Origin of the sequence: Enterococcus sp. 4E1_DIV0656, assembly GCF_002140695.1 — a bacterium.
In the GTDB taxonomy this organism is placed as follows: Bacteria; Bacillota; Bacilli; order Lactobacillales; family Enterococcaceae; genus Enterococcus_D; species Enterococcus_D entomosocium.
Genome location: NZ_NGLF01000001.1, coordinates 692,201 through 708,764 on the forward strand (window position 1 = coordinate 692,201; position 16,564 = coordinate 708,764).

Annotated in this window: 18 protein-coding genes; 5 read left to right on the forward strand and 13 right to left on the reverse strand. The window is 45.1% G+C overall.

Translation table 11 applies throughout. The annotated features are described in order from the left end of the window. Positions 1-11: 11 nt before the first annotated feature. The 4 genes from A5882_RS03340 to A5882_RS03355 all read right to left on the reverse strand — a co-directional run bounded on the left by A5882_RS03340 (position 12) and on the right by A5882_RS03355 (position 2,852). Positions 12-329, reverse strand: a complete 318-nt coding sequence (locus A5882_RS03340) for a PTS cellobiose transporter subunit IIB (protein ID WP_008380187.1) — start codon at positions 327-329, stop codon at positions 12-14. 297 nt (positions 330-626) lie between these two features. Continuing rightward, positions 627-1,466 (reverse strand): glycosyltransferase family 8 protein, encoded by an 840-nt coding sequence (locus tag A5882_RS03345; RefSeq protein ID WP_008380189.1) that lies wholly within the window; start codon positions 1,464-1,466, stop codon positions 627-629. A 222-nt stretch (positions 1,467-1,688) separates the two neighbouring features. Beyond that, positions 1,689-2,210: an NADPH-dependent FMN reductase gene (locus tag A5882_RS03350; RefSeq protein ID WP_005233313.1), complete on the reverse strand. Its 522-nt coding sequence runs from the start codon at positions 2,208-2,210 to the stop codon at positions 1,689-1,691. Between the two features lie 36 nt (positions 2,211-2,246). Next, positions 2,247-2,852: an NADPH-dependent FMN reductase gene (locus A5882_RS03355; protein ID WP_082741533.1), complete on the reverse strand. Its 606-nt coding sequence runs from the start codon at positions 2,850-2,852 to the stop codon at positions 2,247-2,249. 201 nt (positions 2,853-3,053) lie between these two features. Here A5882_RS03355 and A5882_RS03360 point away from each other — a divergent pair, with 201 nt between their 5' ends. After that, a complete protein-coding gene (locus A5882_RS03360; protein ID WP_008380196.1) occupies positions 3,054-3,899 on the forward strand; it encodes a MarR family transcriptional regulator in 846 nt (281 codons plus the stop codon). 59 nt (positions 3,900-3,958) lie between these two features. Beyond that, positions 3,959-5,710, forward strand: coding sequence for an ABC transporter ATP-binding protein (locus A5882_RS03365; RefSeq protein WP_008380198.1), 1,752 nt, complete (start codon positions 3,959-3,961; stop codon positions 5,708-5,710). 54 nt (positions 5,711-5,764) lie between these two features. Here the strand turns inward: A5882_RS03365 and A5882_RS03370 are convergent, their stop codons facing one another. Further along, positions 5,765-6,130 carry a hypothetical protein gene (locus A5882_RS03370; protein WP_008380201.1) on the reverse strand — a complete coding sequence of 122 codons (366 nt, stop codon included), beginning with the start codon at positions 6,128-6,130 and terminating at the stop codon, positions 5,765-5,767. Between the two features lie 163 nt (positions 6,131-6,293). On the opposite strand from A5882_RS03370, the gene A5882_RS03375 reads away from it, so the two are divergent. Continuing rightward, entirely contained in the window at positions 6,294-6,626 is a 333-nt protein-coding gene (locus A5882_RS03375; RefSeq protein WP_005230670.1) for a helix-turn-helix domain-containing protein, read from the forward strand. Between the two features lie 5 nt (positions 6,627-6,631). Continuing rightward, positions 6,632-7,108, forward strand: coding sequence for an ImmA/IrrE family metallo-endopeptidase (locus A5882_RS03380; protein WP_034858679.1), 477 nt, complete (start codon positions 6,632-6,634; stop codon positions 7,106-7,108). A 69-nt stretch (positions 7,109-7,177) separates the two neighbouring features. Here A5882_RS03380 and A5882_RS03385 read toward each other — a convergent pair whose 3' ends face one another. From A5882_RS03385 to A5882_RS03405, 5 genes are all read right to left on the reverse strand, one after another. After that, entirely contained in the window at positions 7,178-7,990 is an 813-nt protein-coding gene (locus tag A5882_RS03385; RefSeq protein WP_016620314.1) for a metallophosphoesterase, read from the reverse strand. A 4-nt stretch (positions 7,991-7,994) separates the two neighbouring features. Next, the gene (gene phnE / locus A5882_RS03390) at positions 7,995-8,777 is read right to left on the reverse strand and encodes a phosphonate ABC transporter, permease protein PhnE (RefSeq protein ID WP_005230666.1); all 783 of its coding nucleotides are present in this window, start codon (positions 8,775-8,777) and stop codon (positions 7,995-7,997) included. Beyond that, a complete protein-coding gene (gene phnE / locus A5882_RS03395; RefSeq protein ID WP_008380208.1) occupies positions 8,774-9,553 on the reverse strand; it encodes a phosphonate ABC transporter, permease protein PhnE in 780 nt (259 codons plus the stop codon). Before phnE (A5882_RS03395) ends, phnE (A5882_RS03390) begins: the two co-directional genes overlap by 4 nt. Then, positions 9,525-10,316, reverse strand: coding sequence for a phosphonate ABC transporter ATP-binding protein (gene phnC / locus A5882_RS03400; RefSeq protein ID WP_005230661.1), 792 nt, complete (start codon positions 10,314-10,316; stop codon positions 9,525-9,527). Before phnC ends, phnE (A5882_RS03395) begins: the two co-directional genes overlap by 29 nt. Before the next feature lie 160 nt (positions 10,317-10,476). Further along, positions 10,477-11,406, reverse strand: coding sequence for a phosphate/phosphite/phosphonate ABC transporter substrate-binding protein (locus A5882_RS03405; RefSeq protein WP_086372412.1), 930 nt, complete (start codon positions 11,404-11,406; stop codon positions 10,477-10,479). 196 nt (positions 11,407-11,602) lie between these two features. On the opposite strand from A5882_RS03405, the gene A5882_RS03410 reads away from it, so the two are divergent. After that, positions 11,603-12,274, forward strand: a complete 672-nt coding sequence (locus A5882_RS03410) for a cyclic nucleotide-binding domain-containing protein (RefSeq protein ID WP_005233292.1) — start codon at positions 11,603-11,605, stop codon at positions 12,272-12,274. 187 nt (positions 12,275-12,461) lie between these two features. On the opposite strand, the gene A5882_RS03415 is transcribed toward A5882_RS03410, so the two are convergent. The 3 genes from A5882_RS03415 to rarD all read right to left on the reverse strand — a co-directional run bounded on the left by A5882_RS03415 (position 12,462) and on the right by rarD (position 16,497). Next, positions 12,462-14,333 carry a beta-glucoside-specific PTS transporter subunit IIABC gene (locus A5882_RS03415; RefSeq protein WP_086372413.1) on the reverse strand — a complete coding sequence of 624 codons (1,872 nt, stop codon included), beginning with the start codon at positions 14,331-14,333 and terminating at the stop codon, positions 12,462-12,464. 137 nt (positions 14,334-14,470) lie between these two features. Further along, on the reverse strand, positions 14,471-15,313 hold the full coding sequence (licT, locus tag A5882_RS03420) for a BglG family transcription antiterminator LicT (protein WP_005233287.1): 843 nt from the start codon (positions 15,311-15,313) through the stop codon (positions 14,471-14,473). A gap of 278 nt (positions 15,314-15,591) precedes the next feature. Next, on the reverse strand, positions 15,592-16,497 hold the full coding sequence (gene rarD / locus A5882_RS03425; RefSeq protein ID WP_008380213.1) for an EamA family transporter RarD: 906 nt from the start codon (positions 16,495-16,497) through the stop codon (positions 15,592-15,594). Between the last annotated feature and the right edge of the window lie 67 nt (positions 16,498-16,564).

A 16,564-nucleotide genomic window follows, 5' to 3' on the forward strand; every position in this document is an offset into this window, starting at 1 on the left:
GCTTTGAACTGCTATTTGATATTTTGTTCTACCACAGCAGCTAATTTTTCAATGCCCATCGGTATCGGAACATAGGCTTGGGGCGGAATATTTACGATGGGTCGTTGGTACTTGATGGCAGCTTTTTCAAGATTCGCAAAGTACATCTTAGTTTGAGGGCTGACTAAGTATAGGTCGTATTCATCTTTGGCGATCGTGGCTGCTCCTTGAGAGGCAGACGTTGCATCTAGTTCAATTTCTTTTCCTCGCTCTTTAAAATATTCCGTCGTTTTTTTTGCAATGACCGATGAAGACATACCGCCTGCACAGATGATTAATGCTTTTTTCATATAGTTTTCCTCCTTAACGAATACACTCATTTTCACTATCTATGTTCAGTAGCTGCTAAATAGTGGTGTAGTACTGATTTTCCTTACGTTGAATAAATCAGTTGCTCACCTGATTTAGCATGGCAATGGGTTGATAATGTCATCATAATAGATAGCGCTTTCTTTTTGAACACAAGGTGTTTCCTTATCGATGCGGAAGCAAATTAGATGCGTCTACTTGATTTTACAAGAATTCCCTTCAAAAAATGATCGAAAAAAAAGCTTTACCTGTCTTTTGTCCAAGTAAAGCTTTTTTAATCATACGCTCTTTGATTGTTCCTCTTCAAACTTCCGCCGTTCATTTTCTACATATTTGTATAACGAACCGTAGCGGCTGCGATAGCCTTTCTTCCATGGTTTCTCTTTGCCGCAAAAATGCAGCAGAACGGTATGTTCGATGACCCAATCCAAACTCCATTCCCCTAGGCTGATCGTCTCATACGTACGGTTTTTCCGTACATCATAGTTATAGAGCTGATCAGGAATCGCTAGCACCCGATCACCATATAACCCATTCAAAATATCTTGATCCGGCAAAAAGAGGTTCAAATGATTTTTCTCAATGAAGGCTGCGATTTCTGTTTCTTTGACCTCTTGCCGTAGCTGGTGCACATTCATCAGCAAGACACCTGAATTATAGTAGCCTTCTGACTCATAATTGCGCAAACGGACTTTATTGATGACCGTCGTCACTTCTGTCAGCTTGGAATGACTGGCAGCGGCATACAGAAAATCCCCTAACGTCAGCTCATACAAGGGGCGCAAATCATTGATGCACAAAATATCCGCATCCAGATACAGGATTTTTTCCACCTGCTGCGGCAAGTAATTTTGTGCCAACAATCGATAGTAGATTGATTCTGGGTAGCGGTCACTAACTGGTGCCGTTTTAAAGATCGAACCAGAACCGATGATGACGGGATGATAGGTCATCGCCAATTTTTGACAAAAGACCTCTAGCTCTGCACCTTGTCTCAATTCTTTTTCTTGTAAGACATAGACATCGAAAGATGCTGCTGTCGTATGGCGTTTGATTGAATATAACGTTGTTTTTAATTGTTCACTGAATCGATCATCAATCGCAAAAAGTAGATTCATGCTCTTGTTCACTCCTCTGTTACTGGATGCACTCGTTGGGCAAAAAATCGAACGCAGTTGCCCGCATCTTCTGTTCTTCTAGTATACCCGATTTTTAGTCATTCTTTCAGTGAAATAGCCTTTCCAGTGAAAACCATTCCTTGGAAACGCAAAAAAATGCTGCTCCATTCAATGAATGAAACAGCAAATGATCGATGATAAATGGTGACCTCCTAAAACAGATCAGCGAATCGTGGCAAAAGCTTTTGACCACAACAACAATTCATCCAGCATGTCATTGACACCTGCAGCCATGTGCGCACCGGGTTTGAAGGTACTGAAATTTTCAAAATCTGTGAAGAGATTGAAGGCTGGGTTAGTCCGCACGGTGGCAACTTTTTGTTCAGCTAAAACGTTACGCAATTGTTCAGCGGCACGAATCCCACCGCCAGAACCATAACTGACGATCCCAGCTGCTTTATCAAACCATTCTTCCCGTGCAGAGTCTACGGCATTTTTCAAGGAAGCCGCAAAACCGTGGTTGTATTCTTGTACGATGAAGATATAGCCATCTAACTCAGCGATTTTTTTGTTCCATGCCATGTTTGGCTCAGCCGTTCCCATAAACGGTAAATCAAATGCCTTTACATCAACGATCTCAAACTGATGCTCTGACCGTTGAGTAGCAATTTCTTGAATATATGCTCCGACTTGCGGACTTACGCGTCCTTCTCTTGTACTGCCTAAAATAATACCAAATTTCATGATTGGTTCCCCCTAAGTTTGTTTTCGTTTGTTTTTTTAACGATTGGCAAATGTGTCGGCCCAGTCCAGTAATTCCGTCAACATGTCGTTCATTCCCACAGTCATATGCTCGCCAGGAGTAAAGGTGGCAAAGTTTTCAAAATCAGTGAACAAGTTGAAGGCCGGATTGGTGCGCACCGTGGCTACTTTTTGTTCCGCCAAAATCAAGCGAACTTGCTCAGCGGCCCGAATACCCCCTGCTGAACCATAGCTGACGATTGCTGCTGCTTTGTTGAACCATTCCTCGCGGGCGCTGTCTAACGCATTTTTCAAGGAGGCCGATAGCCCATGATTGTATTCTTGTACGATGAAGATATAACCGTCTAATTCAGCGATTTTTTCATTCCACGCTTGGTTCGCTTCGCCTGTACCCATAAAGGGCAAGTCGTAGTCTTTGATATCAATGATTTCAAATGAGCGGTCGCTATGTGCTCGTGCTGTTTGTAAAACGTAATTGGCTACTTGCGGACTCACGCGGCCTTCTCTCGTGCTGCCAACGATGATTCCGATTTTTTGCGCTTTTTTCTTTTCCGGAGTGCGATACACCTCTTTAATTACTTCTTTTTCAATTATTTGTTCTTTTTTCCCAAATCCAAAGACCATTCTTTTGTACTCCTTTTATTGTGTTTTCTTTAACGATGGACTCAGCATACCAAACTTACTTTTAGTAAGTCAATCATTTTGCTTACTTTTTGTTAGAAAAAAATCTCAGCTACTTCCTCTTGACATTCGTTCGGCACCGAACTATAATCAACTCATCGATATCATTAGGTACCGAACAATAATTCAAAAGGAGTGTTCTCAATGAGTACAATGACCGATCACTTAATGAAACAGCTTCGTTTTATCAGCGAAGCCAGCAATGCTTTTATGAGTCAAAATAACCAACGCCTTTCTGGACAGCAACGCGTCCTAGCCGTTTTAAATTTAGAAGATGGCTTGGTGCAAAATTACCTCGCAGAAGTTTTAGATTTACGGCCAAGTTCCTTGGCAGAACTATTGAAGAAAATGGAAAGCAGTGGGGATATCCAACGCAAAGAAGATGCAGCCGACAAAAGGATCAAACGAATCTTTCTGACAGAGACTGGACGAAAAAAAGCAGAAAAATTACTGGCACAAAAAGAAGCCGCCAGCAGTCAAACGTTTTTTGCTGGGTTAACAGAGGAAGAACAAACCGAATTTGCCCGTCTGCTTGAAAACATCGCCGCTGGGTGGGAAGCTGACTTTCAGCAACAGACGCAACGCTTTATTGACCCGATGGATCGTCTACAAGCTATGCAGGAGATCCGGGAACAGATGATGAAGCAATGGGGTGGAAATTGGCAGGAAATGACGAATGACGATCGCCGAAAAATGAAGCAACAAATGAAAGATACTTGGCAAGATATGGGCGCTGACGAGCGGCGTCAAATGAAAAAGCAGATCAAAGAAGCCATGCGGCAAATGCCATTTCCTGGACACCGCGGCATGTTTGGCAATCGGCCATTTGGGCCATTTGAACCATTTGATAGTAGCGAGGCGAATGATCCACGGGACACATGGGGAAAAGGCAACTTTTTTGATGCCTACGGGTTTGGACAAGACCGCAAAGCAAGACCTGATTCCGCTTCTAAAGACGAAGCAGCCGAAGATGATTGGCAGGATTTCTAATAGCACCTAATGAAAAAGAAAAAGCTGCAGGACATCTTGCTTGTAGCGGAGGAAAACGAATGGAAACAACGACACCAACAGTGAACAAAAACAAATTTAAAATGAAAGACTTTATCCACCTGATCGTCAGTGTCAATCCCAAGAAAGGCTTGTTTCTTTTAGGGATGCTCTTTAGCCTGATCACGAGTGCCGCCAGTTTGGTCGTGCCGCAGCTGACGAAAACGCTAGTCGATGCCAGCGGCACCCCCACGTTCAGCACCTCCATGCTGGTCGTTTTGATCCTAGCCTTTGTGCTGCAATTAGGCGTAGGCACTTTAGGCGGCTTTCTCTTGCGCTATGTGGGAGAAAGTGCCGTGAAAACGTTGCGGGAACGTCTTTGGAAACATCTGCTGCATTTGCCAGTCAGCTATTTTGATGACCATAAGTCGGGGGAAAGCAGTTCGCGACTCGTTAATGATACTTCCGTGATCAAAGAACTAGTCACCTCGCAATTTCCCAGCTTTGTCACTGGCTTGATCCAATTGGTTGGTTCGATGATCATCTTGTTTTTGATGGATTGGAAGATGGCGGCGATCATGTTCAGTGCGGTGCCTTTGATCACCTTGATCATGTGGCCGATCGGCAAGATCATGTCGAAACTAGGACGCCAACTACAAGCAGCGACTGCCGATTTCAATGCGGATGCCAGCGAAAAACTCTCAGAGATCCGTTTGATCAAAGCCAGCAACGGAGAAGCTAGTGAACAAGAAAACGGTCGGCGCAACATTGGGGCAATCTTTACCCTCGGGGTCAAGGATGCGAAAGTTAGTGCGATTTTGCAGCCAATCATGACGACGGCAATGCTGGGATTACTCGTAGGAATCCTCGGTTATGGCGCGATCCGTGTCCAAGCCGGCACCTTGACGAGTGGCGCATTGATCGCTTTTCTACTGTATCTCTTTAATATTATTGCGCCTGTGACTACGTTTGCGATGTTCTTTTCACAAGTCCAAAAAGCGATGGGTGCTACGGAACGGATCCAAGAAATTTTGGATACGCCGCTGGAACCAATTCAGGCAGCACCCAAAGCCGCTATCGACGGCGCAGTCCTACGGGCAGAACAGATCGATTTCAGTTACGATCCCAAACGGCCGATTTTGCAAAACATTTCTTTTGAAGCCAAACCCAACACCGTGATTGCTTTTGCGGGACCAAGCGGCGGCGGAAAATCCACGATCTTCGCTTTACTGGAACGCTTTTATGAACCCACCAGCGGGCGCTTGCTGATTGGTGAACAGCCGATAGCTGACATTGATCTGCAGGACTGGCGGGCACAGATCGGCTATGTTTCCCAAGACAGTGCGGTCTTTGCCGGTACGATTCGGGAAAACTTGCAATACGGATTAAGCCGAACACTGTCAGAGGAGGAATTGTGGCAAGGACTGGCATTGGCTTATGCCGATCAGTTCGTCCAAGAGTTCCCCGAAAAACTAGAAACACAAATCGGCGAACGCGGCGTCAAACTATCTGGCGGGCAAAAACAACGGATCGCCATCGCACGAGCATTCTTGCGAGACCCCAAGCTGCTGATGCTCGATGAAGCGACCGCCAGCCTAGATTCTCAGTCGGAAGAAAAGGTCCAGCGGGCGTTGGATCATCTAATGGAAGGGCGCACGACATTAGTGATCGCCCATCGCTTGTCGACCATCGTGGATGCCGATCAAATCTACTTTATAGAAAAAGGTACCATTACCGGTCAAGGTACCCATGCAGAATTGATCAACAATCACCCGCTTTATGCTGCCTACGTGAATGAACAAATGATCAATTAAAGAATAAAAACTAGAAAAAAAACTGCTTATTGATGGATAAGCAGTTTTTTTCTATTAGCCAACGGCTGAATGTTGCTTCTCTTCACGCGCCACAGGCACTTGATTCCCTCGCTGTAATTCTTTCAGCACCTGGTTTTCTGCCCGCAAAAAATCCCGTTCGCTTTGGGCAGTAGCAAGCTTTCCTTGATAGACCAAGACTTCTTCTTGGTAGGTTTTGGCGGTCTTTTGGACTTCTTCTTCTAACTGATCGATTTTATGGGTCAATTCTTGATTGATCTGTTCATATTTTAGGTAAAGCTTTTGGGCATTTTCGATATTCGTTTGTTCCAAATTCGCTTTGCTGGATACTCGGGTAGCCAAATAAGTAAGTACACCAGTAATGAGTGACGGCAAGACAACTGTTACGATCGATGTATCCATGATCCTCCCCCATTCTTTTTGATACGATTCATATCATCTGTTTCCAGTATAAAAGATACGATTCGTATCGTCAACTGATGTGATATTTTTTATATCAAATAATACAAAAATAGATACAAATTATATCCAACGTGCTATACTACAAAAAAGGAGGCGATCACTCATGCTTGGCGAACGGCTAAGAACACTCAGACTACGAACCAACCAAACCCAACAGCAGATCGCAGATCAGCTAGGGATCACCCGCGCAGCGTATTCGCATTTCGAAAATGATCGTAACGAACCCGATGGCGAGACCATCGTCAAACTCGCGGAGATTTTTCAAGTATCCACCGATTTTTTATTAGGCAGACAAGTCCCGGCAGGCTTTACGCCGCCCTCTGCAAAAGTTCAAACCGTTGCGGCCCATATTGATGATGACGTCACCGATGAGCAGATGGAAGATATCCTCAGCTACATTGAATTTATAAAACAGCGGCACGCCCAAAAGGAATGATGGAAATGGATAAAGTAGAAGAACTGATGGCCGCCTACCCAGACTTGCACTTTATTTTCGATAAAAATATGCCTGATGGTCAGCAAGGATTGTACATCGATCACCATATTTACTTGAACCCTGACCAATCACAAGAAGACCTCTTGAGCACCATCGGTGAAGAAATCGGTCATTATTTGACCAGTGCTGGCGACATTACCGCCCAAGACACCAACGAAAAACGCAAACAAGAACGCAAAGCCCGTGACATTGGTTCTGCGATCGTGGTCACGCCCTATGATATCATCGCTTGTTTTGAAGAAGGCTGCAAAACGTTGGCGGCATGCGCTGATTTTTTAGGTGTCCCCCCACAAACCTTCAAAGACGCAGTCACCTATTATGCTCGCCGCTTTGACGGTATCAAAACCGAAGAAAACTATACCTTGTTTTTCCATATCGACGGCACGATTGAAGTTGTCAAAACCTTTGGCAATCAAGGTTAAGCCTTTTTTGCACAAAAACAGACGTTCCTTTCCTGCTGCTAAATTCAGCGTTGACGGAACGTCTGTTTTTTATCCTTGCATGTTGACCCGCATCAATACGCGGTTCGGTCGATAGTTTTCTGAGGATTGATGAACCAGCGCGCCTTCCTCAAAACGATACAAATTGTATCCATAGCGTTCTTCAAAACGGACCATCCCCTCGCCTTCATCTTCCCCGACAAACGACATACTTGCCACAGTATAGTAAGGAATCCCTGCGATCGTTCCCGTAAATGCATGATGGGTATGTCCACTGAGAATACAAGAGATCTGATACTGCTGCAATAATGCCACCAAACGATTGGCACCGGCCCATGCCGGCGTGCTTGCTTGATAAGGCAACAAATGATGGTGCGTCACAAAGATGATCTTTTTCTCTTTGAGCTGCGCCAGCGTGGCTTGCAGCCATTCAAACTGTCGCTCATCTACGATACCGTCGGCATAGCCGTAACAGGAATTATCGAAAGTCACGACCGCCAATGTCTCCGTTTCATAGACTTGATTAAAAGGTGTATCACTGGCCGTTTCTACTGACTTGCCTTGCCAGCCTTGGCGAAAATGCCGTTTAATATCATGATTGCCTAGCGTTACTACGATCGGCACTGAGCCAAAGGCTTTTTCTAGATAATGCTTCAAAGAGGCATAATCGGCAGGCGCGCCATCTTCGGTCAAATCACCGCTGATCACCACCAAATCAATCGCCCCTCGCGCCTTGGCATCTTGGATACACTCTTCAAGAGGAATCAAGGGATTTTGCATAGCTGCCAGCATTCCTTGATACCCTTCTTCACAAGGCAGGTAACTTTCTCGAAAATGGATATCTGATATATGCAATACATTCATAGGTTTATCTCAATTTCTTTCTGATGATTCCAGTCAACTGGTCTAATAAGAAGACGGTCACAACGACGCCCAACAAAATAATACTTACCTTGCTCCAGGTTCTGGTTTGAATAGCAAAAATCAATGGTGCACCGATCCCGCCGGCACCGACTAACCCTAACGTTGCCGCACTGCGGACCGCAATTTCAAAATGATTCAACGCAAAGGAACTATAGATGGGTGCTAAATAAGGAACCCGCACGAAAAACATCGTTTGCCAAAAGTTGGCACCGACTGCTTGCATCTCTTCCGTCAAGCGCTCATCCATGGCTTCCATTTCTTCCGTGAACAGCTTGCCCAGCATACCGATCTGGTGGACACCGATCGCCATAACCCCAGCGAAAGGTCCCGGACCTACCACACGGACAAAAATAATCGCATAAACTAGCTCTGGAAATGCCCGCAAGATATTGCAGATCATTTTGCCGATCTTCGCGACCCACGGCGCAGAAGACCATAGGTTGGCGGCACTCAGCAAGGTCACCGGTATCGCGCAGACTGTTGCGATCATCGTTCCTAGACAAGCGATCCCGATCGTCAGTAACAATAAGCTCCACAGATCCTCCCCGCTACCGTCGTAAAAGAAAGACCAGTCTGGCTGACTCAGCCCTTGCAGGACATCTCTTCCCATCGCTAAGGAAAAAGTACTCAATCCGGAATAATCCAGCGTCGCTGCGGATAATGCCAGTAAGATAGCAAAGAGTCCCCATAACAGCCAAGTCGTTTTCTTCACTTCTCTGATCATCATAGGAATGACCTCCTTACCCGCTCACTTAGAAAATCAACGATCGCTACCGTTAACAAAATCGTCAAGATAATGATCGAGACCCGTTCATAATTCAACAATGCCAATGAGGCGTTCAAGATGACCCCGATCCCGCCGGCACCAACATATCCTAACACCGTCGAAGCTCGAACATTGACTTCAAAGGCATAAAAAGTATAGCTGGCAAACTGGCTGATGACTTGAGGTATGATCGCCCAAACAGTCACTTGAAATTTATTTGCCCCTACCGCCGCCGCTGCTTCGATTGGCGCAAAATCAATGGTTTCGATCGCTTGGAACATCAGCTGTGAAACCATCCCAAAGGTAAAGACCGCGATGGTCAAAACACCAGTGGCTTCACCGATCCCAAAAATCGCTACGAACAATGCCGCCAACAATAAATTGGGGATCGTCCGCACCAGACCTAAGAGAAAACGCATCGGCACAGAGACCCACCGGCTTTCTGTCACGACTGTCGTCGCCAACAGACTCACCGGTATCGCTGCGACTACTCCTAAAACGGTGCCTAAAAAGGACATCTGCAATGTCTTGATCAAGGGCATCATCAGTTGTGGTAAATAACTAAAATCCGGATGCAAAAAGCGAGCCATGAAAGCCGTCATCTGGCTTCGATTCGACCACACTTGGGCAAAATCAGCCCCCGTGATCCAGGCACTGCTTTGAAAAAAGAGCAGCAATAAAAGAATCAGCAGCAGGTGTTTGTACCAATTAAAATGAACTGTTTCTTTCAGTTTCATCGATTTCTCCTGCCTTTTCTTCAAAAATTGCTTTCCCATAGATTTGTTCTAAACGCTGATCCGTCAAAGCGGCTGCGTTGCCGTCAAAAACGATTGCACCTGCTTTTAAGGCAATGATCCTTGTCGCATACTGACGAGCCAAGGGAATCGAATGCAGATTGATGACAATCGTTTTGCCCATTTCTTGATTGATCTTCTTCAGATCCTCCATCACTTTCTCTGTCGTGATGGGATCTAGCGATGCCACGGGTTCATCTGCTAAAATCACTGGTGCTTGTTGGACCAAGGCACGGGCGATGGATACCCGCTGCTGTTGCCCACCACTCAACTGGTCGCTTCTCGTTTGCAGTTTGTCTGACAAGCCGACAGTCGCTAGTGCTTCTTTCGTTCTTTCGTAGTCTTCTTTCGTAAACAACCCTAAAATACTTTTCCATGTCCCGTAATACCCCAAACGACCAGATAGCACATTCTTTTGGACAGTACTACGTTTGACCAAATTGAAGCTTTGGGAGATCAATCCGATTTGTCGGCGAATCAAGCGCAATTCTTTTTTATTGGCTTTCGTGACTGATTTGCCATCTACCCGGATATCTCCTTCAGTGATTGGCACTAAGCGATTGATCGAGCGCAAAAAGGTACTCTTACCAGCACCGCTCAAACCAATGATTGCCACAAATTCTCCTTGTTCAATCGTTACATCTATGTTCTGTAATCCTTTGACCCCATTCGGGTAGACTTTGGATACATTCTCAAAAGTTATCATCTGTCTTCTCCATTATGTAGGGACCGCGGCAAAGTTTCCCCAATCGGTCACGGTCTATCTCACTAAAAAATGCACTGATACTGCGTATTCCACCTATTCCCCTAGTAAATCGCTGCACATCTCCGTGTCCCGTTATCCTTCTACCGCAATCCCTGATTTTTTACTCTGCTGCTCGTTTAGTATAGTCGCGAATGGTATCGTAAGCAGAATCAGCTGCTTCTTCATACCCTTGGTGTCCCCACAAGCTCATTGCTTCGGCGCCTTCTTCATCGTCTGCCATATTCAAGAACACTTCTTTGATCTGCTCTTTTAGTTCAGCATCCATCGTCGGTTGAACGGCAATGGCGTCATTCGGGATGTCCCCTTCGGTTAAGTAAAGAACTTTTAGATCTTCGAATAAATCGTTATCTGGGAAGCTTGACGCAAAGACATTCCGTGCCCCTTGAAACACAAAGGCGGCATCCATCTGACCATTCAAGACTGCAGTGATCTCACTTGGAATATCGTTCACCGTCGTTAATGTAGCATCCGTCGTTGGATCAACTCCTGCATCTTTCAACTCGGCAACTGGGTAAATATAGCCGCTGGCAGAGTTCGGACTCAATGTAGCGATTTTTTTCCCTTTTAAGTCCGTCAATTCTGTCATATCGCTATCCGCACGTACCAAGATCTCCCCTTTGAAGGTATTGGTTTTTTCGCCTTCTAATGGCAAGCCGGTCTCTGGATCATAGGCACCTAATTGAGAAGTCAAAATCGCTTCTGCTGCATCCATATCTTTGGCTTGAACATAAGCGGCTGGCGGCATGATCCCTAAATCAACTTGTCCAGAAGCCATCGCTTCTACGATCGTCGAATAATCCGTTGCTAACGTTACTTCTACTTCACGGTCTAATTTTTTTGATAAATACTCAGCAAACGGTTTTGCTTTGGCTTGCATCGAGCCGTCATTATTGGTCGGTACGAATTGTACCACCAGCTTTTCTTTTTCGGCTGCGGCACTGCTGTCGCTGCTGCTCCCATTCCCACAGCCGGTCAATGCTGCAACTAACGCAATTCCTAACATCCCTTTAACAATTCGTTTCAATGGCATTTTTTCTCCTCCTAATGGTTTGAAGCTTTCTTACATTCAAATCATACCAAGTATCCCTTCAAAATGAAGTGACACATGTCCTATTTTACCTTATTTTTACATACAATTTACATTAGTTTTTATTTATCGTTCGTGTTGAGTCAAAAGGGGAACTAAGCTATACTTAAAGAAAACCATTCAGGAGTGGCTGATTCCCATGAAAAAAATCGATGATACCGCACGCCTCAGTAATTACATTGACACATACGATCTGCAATCTTATATGGACAATGATTTGTTAGCGATGGCCACTTTGCATTCCTTTGAAAAAGAAGAGCACCTGATTCGAACGGGCACGCCTTCTGAATACTTGTATTTTCTCGTGGAAGGAACCGTGATGGTCTATTCCTTCTCTTCGGATACCCAAACGATTTGTATTGATTACGCCAAGCCGGCTGCACCTTTAGGGGAAGCTTCCTCTTTATGGGAACTCTTGCCGAAAAGCAGTGTCAAAGCCGCTTCTGCTTGCGTCTGCGTCTGCATCCCTTTGAATCGCTACCGCAGCACCTTGCAACAAGACGTCCGCTTTTTGCAAACCATCTGTCAGTTGCTCAGTTCCCGCTTGAATTCGGGGATCAACTTAGCGAATTCATTGACGGAACCTGTAGAGACACGGTTGGCCAAATTTATTCTTGCGCATCAAGAAAACCAACACTTTTCCTTTCAGTTAACCACCTGTGCCGCAATCTTGAATGTCAGCTATCGCCACCTGCTGCGAACCTTTACCAGCTTTCGTGAAGACAAGCTGATCGAAAAACAAAAACAGGGCTATGCAATTCTCGATTTCCCCGCTTTAGAGTCGCTTGCCGAAAATTTAAGCCATGTATAAGGAGCAGCCCATAAGAATGTTCGGATTTTCCCTGAGTACGCGTTCCTGCTGTTGGTCTTGCCCTTAACTAGCGCTGTGACAAGCATTCTCCACCGAAGAAGGCAAGCGAGACCGGCAACTGCGCCTTATTTTCTTACAAAAAACCCGATCCTTGCTGATATTCAGTCGAGGATCGGGTTTCTTTTGCTTATTTTACGATGGCTAAGAAGTCTTCTCCTTGCAAGACATCGGTTTGATTCATATCCATCACATCTAAATATTGCGGCGTATTCGTCACAACGATTGGTGTAATCGTGGATAAGCCGGCAGCTTTGATCGTATCTAGATCAAACTTCACCAACAAATCACCGCGTTTGACTTGATCGTCTTGTTTAACAAAGACCTCAAAGCCTTTGCCATCTAGTTCCACGGTATCCATACCAATATGCATCAAGACTTCTGCTCCATCCGTAGTGGTCAAACCAACAGCATGGCCGGTAGGAAAGAGCGTCGTGATGGTGCCATCTGCCGGCGCATACAAAGCCCCGACGGTCGGTTCGATGGCGATGCCTTTTCCTAATGCACCAGAAGAAAAGACTTGGTCTTTGACTTCTGCTAAGGGAACCACTTTGCCTTCTAACGGACTACTGAGGATCACTCGTTCTTTAGACGAACTATCTGTGGGTGCTGCTGGCTCTTTTGCTGGTGCTGCACTGGCTTCGGTTGCTGGCTGATCTTCAAAACGTAAGAAGAAGGTCAAGACAAACGCGGCGCCAAAAGCGATAGCCGTTCCGATTGAAGCTGCGATCAGACCACTTAGATCTTTCGTATCTTGTGGGATAAAGGAAGGAAGACTTAGTAAGCTGACTAACCCAAAGGTATAGTTTTCGACTTGGCTGAAGCCGATGAAGGCTCCCCCGATGGCACCACTGATACACGCGGCGATAAATGGTTTTTTCAATGGCAAGGTTACCCCATACACCGTCGGTTCTGTGATCCCAAAAATTGAGGTGATCGTTGAAGAAAGGGCCAAGCCTTTCAATTTCACATTTTTTGTCATAAAGAACACTGCTAGCGCTGCACCACCTTGAGAAAGGACAGCTGGCAACAGCATTGGTACCATGGTATCGACACCGGTTTGACTGAGATTCAACATGATGATCGGCACAAAGCCCCAGTGCATGCCAAACATCACAAAGACTTGCCATAAACCACCCATAACAGCACCAGCGATCAGTGGGCTGAAGTGGTAAATGCTGTCGTAAGCACTACCTAACAAGTTTCCTAAAATCGTTCCTAGTGGACCGACGACAATAAAGGTCAATGGCGCCATGATCAAGAAGACCGCTAAAGGTACACAGATGATCTGTAAGAAGCTAGGAATGACTTTTTTAAAGAAACGCTCCACATAGCTTTGTAAAAAGACCGCTAAAATAATCGGAATGACTGAAGACGTATAAGCACTAGCACCAATAATGACCGGTAGGCCTAAGAAACTCAAGGTTTGTCCAGCCAAAGCGGTAATGTCTGGATGAACCAACGCCATCGCTAAGGAAACCGCTAGAAATTCATTGGTGCGAAACTTTTTCGCTGCAGTAAAAGCCAACATCACTGGTAAATAGGTAAACAACCCATCGGCAATCGCATACAATACGGTGTAGACCCCAGAATCAGCTGCTAACCAATTCAAGGTGACTGCCAGCGTCAAGAATCCTTTTAAGACCCCGGCACCTGCCATTGCGCCTAAAAACGGCGTGAAGATCGACGAAATAATATCCACCAGTTGATTCAACAGGTTGCCTTTGTCGCCTTTGCTGTCTGCTTCACCATCGAAGTTCGCTACTCCATTCAATTCACGGTAAACGTCGCTGACATGACTGCCGATCACCACTTGGTATTGTCCGCCGCTTTGAACGACTTGGATCACGTCGTCGTCTTGATTCAAGCGTGCCGTATCCGCTTTGTTCTCATCTTTTAATTTGAAACGCAAGCGGGTCGCACAATGCACCACGCTATTGACATTTTCTTTGCCGCCCACCGCATCGAGGACGCGAACGGCAATTTCTTTATTTGAACTCATTTTTTCAACACTCCTTTTTTAATAAAAAAACCCAGATTGAAAAAACGACCGTCCAACGAGTCTTTTCCTCGCTGACTGTTGTCTTTTCAATCTGGGTATTGCCTGCCTGACAGTAACAATCCGTTAATGATTGAATGTTAATTGGTTTGATCATTGACGACACGTTCGATATGGATCGTTAAGTAGATCATTTCTGATTCACCGATCGATTTGTCGTAGGTTTTGATCAAATATTCGTTGATCCGTTGAACCGTTTGAAACGCTTTAGGGTACTTCGATTGCACAAGGGCAAATAAAAATTCATCTTTTTCCCCCGAAAGTTCATCGCTTAAATAGCGCTGCGCAAAATACTGTAAATGCGTGGTGATCCGTTGATAGTTCAAGGAATCTGGGTTAAAGACTCGTCCATAAAAACGACTGATGATCGCCAATACGTCACGAACGATCTCTACCGCTTGCATCGTGGTTTCCATCGTACCATTTGCTTGTTCGCTATTGACGATATGAAAGGCGATAAAGCCAATTTCCGATTCCGGCAATGAAATCCCGAAGACTTTTTCAAAATAAGCAACGGCATCTGCTGCAACCGCATACTCTTTCGGATAAAATTTGCGGGTCTCAAACAACAATGGATTCGGCAGCTCAATGCCTTCACGTGCCCGAACTAGCGCATAATGGATATGATCGGTCAGTGTCAAATAAATATTTGGCGACAGCTCGATCCCCAATGACGCTTCTGCATCATCCACCACTTGCTTGACGGCTTCGACTTCTTCCACAGGAATGTCTGAAAACAATTGCTGAAACTGATTTGCGGTAAACGTATCCTTTAACACAAATTCTTTTTCGACAAAGGCTTCATCCACTGGATCGCCGACCTTCTTCTTAAACGCAATGCCACGACCCATATAGATCACTTCCTGACCGGCATCATTGGTCGAGATGACGACATTATTATTTAATATTTTCCCAATAACCATCGTTTTCCCTCACTCCAAAATAAAAAAACCTAGAATCTCCCCATTAGCGCGCTACGGTCAATTCTGGTTTTGCCTGCCGAACAGTAACAATCCTTGTAACTGAAAGAATAATAACACACCCCTGTGGCAGATGCAACCCTTTTCAATCAGAATTTCTGCAACGTGCTTTTCCTTTGTTATACCATTGAACAATTCTCCTTGCAACATCCTTCACTATCTAAATTGAGTTGTTTTTTAATAAAAAAAGGAACGGCTCAGCTGCAGCCATTCCTGATGTATCAGAGTTGCTTTCTTTGCTGTCCCATGCGCCGCTCTTTCATAGCCGTGCCTAACGTACCATAGGTGAAGACCGCGATCCCTAGCCAAATAAACGCAAAGGCGGAAAATTGGGCCAGTGAATAGGTTTCGTGAAACAAAAAGATGGCCAACAAAAGCATGATCGTCGGGTTGACGTATTGAATAAACCCAAGCGTAATGTAAGAAACATTTTTCGCGGCTTCCGCAAACAGCAACAGCGGAATAGCCGTCACGATCCCGGCACCCATCAATAAGAGATTGGTTTGCAAGGGATAATTCATAAAGCCGACGGTTGAAAATCCTAAAATATACACGAGCGCAAAGGGGAAAATCACCATCGTTTCGATCGTTAACCCAGTAACCGAACTAATGGGGATCCTTTTTTTGATCAAGCCATACGTACTAAAGGAAAAGGCCATGATCAGTGAGGCATAAGGAATCGTTCCTGTTTGGATCGATAATAAGATCACCCCGATACTTGCCAGCAGACACGCCAGCATGCCAGTACGACTAAGACGTTCTTTCAAAAAAACGGTTGCTAACAAGACATTGACTAGCGGATTGATATAATAGCCTAAGCTGGCTTGCATCACATGGCCCGCACTCACCGCAAAGATAAAGGTGAACCAGTTGATGGAGATCAGCACAGAAGCTAAAACGATCAGTCCAGCAAACACTTTGTTCTTCCACAGCAGACGCGCTTCTTGTAAAAATTGCTTTTTCTTCCCGGAAAGCAAAATAAACAGCACCATAAAAACAAAGGACCACACGATTCGGTAGCACATCGTTGCTAATGGCGAAACCCCAACGATTATTTTCCAATATAGTGTGACCAAGCCCCACAAGACATAGGCAGACAACCCAAAATAAACGCCTTTATTCTTCATTTTCTCCCTGATTTTTTTCCATGAAAACAAGTCTTTCCTGAAAAAAAATACTCCTCCTAAACCATAA

Coding starts and splice junctions, on each gene's coding strand:
- A5882_RS03340 (WP_008380187.1), bottom strand. CDS start 329: ATGAAAAAAGCATTAATCATCTGTGCAGGCGGTATGTCTTCATCGGTC.
- A5882_RS03345 (WP_008380189.1), bottom strand. CDS start 1,466: ATGAATCTACTTTTTGCGATTGATGATCGATTCAGTGAACAATTAAAA.
- A5882_RS03350 (WP_005233313.1), bottom strand. CDS start 2,210: ATGAAATTTGGTATTATTTTAGGCAGTACAAGAGAAGGACGCGTAAGT.
- A5882_RS03355 (WP_082741533.1), bottom strand. CDS start 2,852: ATGGTCTTTGGATTTGGGAAAAAAGAACAAATAATTGAAAAAGAAGTA.
- A5882_RS03360 (WP_008380196.1), top strand. CDS start 3,054: ATGAGTACAATGACCGATCACTTAATGAAACAGCTTCGTTTTATCAGC.
- A5882_RS03365 (WP_008380198.1), top strand. CDS start 3,959: ATGGAAACAACGACACCAACAGTGAACAAAAACAAATTTAAAATGAAA.
- A5882_RS03370 (WP_008380201.1), bottom strand. CDS start 6,130: ATGGATACATCGATCGTAACAGTTGTCTTGCCGTCACTCATTACTGGT.
- A5882_RS03375 (WP_005230670.1), top strand. CDS start 6,294: ATGCTTGGCGAACGGCTAAGAACACTCAGACTACGAACCAACCAAACC.
- A5882_RS03380 (WP_034858679.1), top strand. CDS start 6,632: ATGGATAAAGTAGAAGAACTGATGGCCGCCTACCCAGACTTGCACTTT.
- A5882_RS03385 (WP_016620314.1), bottom strand. CDS start 7,990: ATGAATGTATTGCATATATCAGATATCCATTTTCGAGAAAGTTACCTG.
- phnE (WP_005230666.1), bottom strand. CDS start 8,777: ATGATGATCAGAGAAGTGAAGAAAACGACTTGGCTGTTATGGGGACTC.
- phnE (WP_008380208.1), bottom strand. CDS start 9,553: ATGAAACTGAAAGAAACAGTTCATTTTAATTGGTACAAACACCTGCTG.
- phnC (WP_005230661.1), bottom strand. CDS start 10,316: ATGATAACTTTTGAGAATGTATCCAAAGTCTACCCGAATGGGGTCAAA.
- A5882_RS03405 (WP_086372412.1), bottom strand. CDS start 11,406: ATGCCATTGAAACGAATTGTTAAAGGGATGTTAGGAATTGCGTTAGTT.
- A5882_RS03410 (WP_005233292.1), top strand. CDS start 11,603: ATGAAAAAAATCGATGATACCGCACGCCTCAGTAATTACATTGACACA.
- A5882_RS03415 (WP_086372413.1), bottom strand. CDS start 14,333: ATGAGTTCAAATAAAGAAATTGCCGTTCGCGTCCTCGATGCGGTGGGC.
- licT (WP_005233287.1), bottom strand. CDS start 15,313: ATGGTTATTGGGAAAATATTAAATAATAATGTCGTCATCTCGACCAAT.
- rarD (WP_008380213.1), bottom strand. CDS start 16,497: ATGAAGAATAAAGGCGTTTATTTTGGGTTGTCTGCCTATGTCTTGTGG.